General features: G+C 41.4%; 1 protein-coding gene and 1 pseudogene. Both read left to right on the top strand.

Annotation, left to right across the window (positions count from 1 at the left end; translation table 11 throughout):
* Window positions 1-115 precede the first annotated feature (115 nt).
* Complete coding sequence (gene vanM, locus AACQ21_RS04945) at window positions 116-1,318, top strand: acyl-homoserine-lactone synthase VanM (protein WP_105976771.1); 1,203 nt, start codon at window positions 116-118, stop codon at window positions 1,316-1,318.
* A pseudogene (gene luxN, locus AACQ21_RS04940) lies at window positions 1,311-3,889 on the top strand (quorum-sensing autoinducer 1 sensor kinase/phosphatase LuxN). Before vanM ends, luxN begins: the two are co-directional and overlap by 8 nt.
* The last annotated feature ends 453 nt before the right edge of the window (window positions 3,890-4,342 follow it).

Genomic DNA, 4,342 nt, shown 5'->3' with positions numbered 1-4,342 from the left:
CTGCTACTAACTGACGTGACGCCAAATACCCTCCTAAATCAAAGTCTCATTTACTGGAGCCTATCTAATAAAACTAATAAAAAATAATTAAATAAACCTAGGCTAGGTTAACTCTATGAAAATAATATCATCTTTAGGCTCACGGCTGACAAACAGTCTGCCTATTGAAAAAAAACAGCGGGCTCTGGTAGAGTTCGTCATCAATACTTATCAACCACAGCAACGGGCTGATCTTTTCCGCGCCCTTACAGAGCACCGCAAAAACCAATTACTCAACCTATTTCCTGAACATCACAATAAAAGCTTCTCAATGCTGTTTGAATTGATGGACTACCGAGAGCTCATCCGGCGCTATCCGAATACATTCGGTGAAGAGATAGCACATCTTGAGCAAACCGTCAGCGAGTGTTATTCGCATTGGCTAGATTTCTGGTGTGAATGCGAAATTGCGGCTATAAAAACACTATTCCCTATCGAAGCGGATGCTCCTCATCGTATCGAACTGCCACTTAAAGACTGTGCCTACCGTGGTTTTTTGATCGACCAGATAGAGGATTCTGAACTTTGGGTCACAACGCCCAGTCACCCGCAAAAAATGCCCATCAAAGATGCGATCACCTTGAGCAATCTTGAGCTATTTATTAAAGGCGAAAAGTGGTACGAGATGCTGTCTTTATTGTCCTTATCACAAAAAGGGAAGCACTTTGTTTTACTCAAGCATCCTAATAACGAAGCATCTCCCACACTGGTCGCTTCAATGTTGGTACAAGATTGGTCAGTAAATCAGACTTGGCTTAGTTACGCACAGCAATTCAGTAACGAACAGTGGCAATTCTGTTTACCCGATCATAGTTACGATGTTTTGATGGAATTACAGCTTTTCAAACCAGCACTGTCGAAATGCGACTCTCTCCCAGAATTCGATCATCAATTTCGGCGACAATTGACTGGTACGCAAGCGGTCTGTGAAGTGCTGCGTTTAACCGTCAGTGGTAACGCTCAACAAAAGCTCTATTTTCTCTACCTTGCTCAAAAAAAGCTCATCCAAATACTAAATCAAATGGGGTATAAAATTGGTTTCACCATTATCGAACAACCTTTCATACTCAATTTTTATCAAACTATCGAACCAAAATCGTATTTCCGTTCTGGATATAACGACTTAAATAATAACGGAAAACAAAGTTATCGTGGATTCTGGATGATTGAAAGGATGGATAAGGTTTTCAGTGATACCAATTTTCGTGACTATCGACATGCAGTTTCTCAGCGTAGGAAGTACGATTTAACCAAAAGGAAAGAGAAAGAGTATGCTTAACCTCAACTTAGATCCAATTCTCTATCCCAAAGCGATAACGCTTATCGCAGCAGTAGCCATGGTGCTCGTTTGGTTAACTTACTATTGCTATCGTCTTAAACAAAAAAATGAAGTAATTTTTGGCACACACCACGCCTCCTACATCGCTTATTCCTCGTGTATCATCGCTTGGATAGGAAGTAATGCATATTTCCATACTGATTGGCTAATTGAGCTTGGTGTAAATAGAGCAATCTTTATGGCAGAAATTGCCAATATTTCTGCATCCCTTGCATTTGTTTTTGCCTACTATTTCTCATGTCAGCTCTCTGCCGAACAAAGAAAAGGCAAAGTACACCTTTGGCAACGGCTGATATTTATTACTATAGCGGCCTACTCCGTACTTATTAACTTGCAATCTAACCTCACGGTGAAACATGTTGATATTGTCGGACCGAGCGAGTTTGTCATTGAATTTGGGCCCCATACGCCTTACTTCTTTAATGCCATGCTATGTTCAGTGATACTGACGTTATTCAACTTGGTCGTGATGCGAACCAATAGTAGTAAGTTAGCACTGGCCAAAACCAATTATATTATTGCAGGTATATTGGTATACATGCTTTCAACACTAGTTATCCACATAGGAATCACCTTTTTCTTTCAAGATTTCTCACTCTCTTGGCTACCTCCGGCACTCTCCATCAGCGAAATGATGTTTGTTGGCTATGCTCTTATCACTTCACGCTTCTACAGTGTGAAATACCTTGCTTACCTATGTCTCAATACTGCGTTAGTATGTGGGGTTTTATTCATACCGCTCGGCGCGATCTTCATCCCTCTCACCGACAGCAACCAATGGCTGATTGCAATACCACTCTGTGCACTTATTGGTATTACTTGGAATCCACTCTACAAACGCTTGAGCCGTTACGCCTCTTTACTGATTTACGGCAATCAGCAGACTCCTGTAGAGCAAATTCTCGCTTTGGAAGACGATTTCAAGCGGTCAATTGATGATGCGATGCGCCGTTTAGGCCAGTTATTATACATCGCCGATGATAAGCTGCAGTTCGTTAATAGTAACTATAACGAAACCGTCTACGAACGTTACCTTTCATCCAAACAAACCGCACTAGTGTTTGATGAATTGTTTGAAAAATTAGACAACAAAACCGCGGCAAAAAACTCGATCAAAGCCCTTTATGACAAAATGAGCTCAAACAATACAGCGTTGGTTATGCCACTGTTTGGCCACAGCAAATTGGTCACACATTTATTAATCTCGCCACACAAAATCAATAATCAGATGTTTTCTAATGAAGAAATCGCTGCACTTCAAACCTTGCTAACCCGAATACAAAGTATTATTGAAGCGGATAGACGTGTCTGCCAAAGTCGTGCATTAGCGAATTCAATTGCGCATGAAATGCGTAACCCGCTCGCTCAAGTACAATTGCATTTTGAAATTTTAAAGCAACATATTGATAGTCAAGCGCCCGCACAACAAATTAAACAGGATATTGAGAACGGCCAAGCGGCTATTCAACGTGGGCGACAGTTGATTGATATTATCTTGCGCGAGGTCAGCGATAGTTCGCCTGAACACGAACCGATTACGATGACGTCGATCCACAAAGCCGTTGATCAGGCGGTCAGTCAATATGGCTTTGAGAACGAGAAAGTAATTGAGCGAATTCACTTACCACAACAAGATGACTTCGTAGCAAAACTTAATGAAACCTTATTCAACTTTGTTATTTTCAACTTGATTCGTAACGCAATTTATTATTTTGATTCCTACCCAAATAGCCAAATTGAGATCACAACTCAAATCGGTACTTATGAAAATATTTTAATCTTCAGAGATACAGGCCCGGGGATTGACGACGCCATTTCTTATAAGATTTTCGATGACTTTTTCTCTTATCAAAAAAGCGGAGGCAGCGGTCTGGGGCTCGGCTATTGCCAGCGTGTCATGCGCTCTTTTGGCGGCCGAGTTGAATGCAAATCGAAACTGGGGAGTTTACGGAATTCCACTTATACTTTCCTATGGTACCCAATGCTCCCCAAGCCGACTCGCTTCGTACTCCTGATTTCAAAAGTTGGCAACAACCTAAACCGAATACAGAGCAAAGAACCGTTGACAATATACAACCAATCGATCAGTCATTTCTAATCAATAACAAAGCCCCCACGGTGCTCATCGTTGACGATAAAGAAGTACAACGCTCACTAGTTCAAATGTATCTGAACCAACTTGGTGTTAACAACTTGCAGGCAAACAACGGTGAAAATGCAGTAGAAATCTTTAAAGCGAATTCCATCGATTTGATTTTGATGGATATTCAAATGCCAGTTATGAATGGTTTTGAAGCCAGCCAAATCATTAAGGCGCATTCTCCGCAGGTTCCGATCATTGCGCTGTCAGGTGAATCTGGCGAACGTGAGCTAGAAATGATTAGCAAGCTGATGGACGGTCGTTTAGAGAAACCGACGTCATTAAATGCGTTACAGCAAGTAATCAGCCATTGGTTAAATAGAGACGTTGTACCCAATGCTCATACAGCAAAGAGTGGAACGGTTATTTGACGTAATTGAAGACACCAACATCCAAAGAAAAACTCAGCCAGTACCAAAACCATTTCGGTGCTGGCTGACATTTTAAAACCGCATAATCTATTATAAACCGTCTACTACCTACACTCGCCAAGCCTTGACCTCAGCGACCCCAAGTGGTTCTAGCTGAATATCTAGTGAACCCATGCAAGTTATACATGCAATAATTACATGTGCACCTTGTTTCAAATCTCATTTCATGAACGACAGGGTTGAGCACCTCACCTTTTCAGTCTATTGTTTGTAGCGAAAGACAGGTTCGACTTAAACAACACCTTTGCTTGCACACTTTTAGCCGCCTATTTTTGGCGGCTTTTTTCTTGCTAGGCAATTATTTTCTTTTTAACAGCGCGATACACTCTTCGTAGTGGGGGGTACTATTGATGTCCCACAACTGTTTCGAAGCATAATGGGCAAAATCATCAT

The organism is Vibrio sp. V01_P9A10T6 (genome assembly GCF_963877065.1).
GTDB lineage: Bacteria > Pseudomonadota > Gammaproteobacteria > Enterobacterales > Vibrionaceae > Vibrio > Vibrio anguillarum.
The sequence above is the reverse complement of the archived record's forward strand: the minus strand, read 5'-3'. Positions and strand labels throughout refer to the sequence as shown.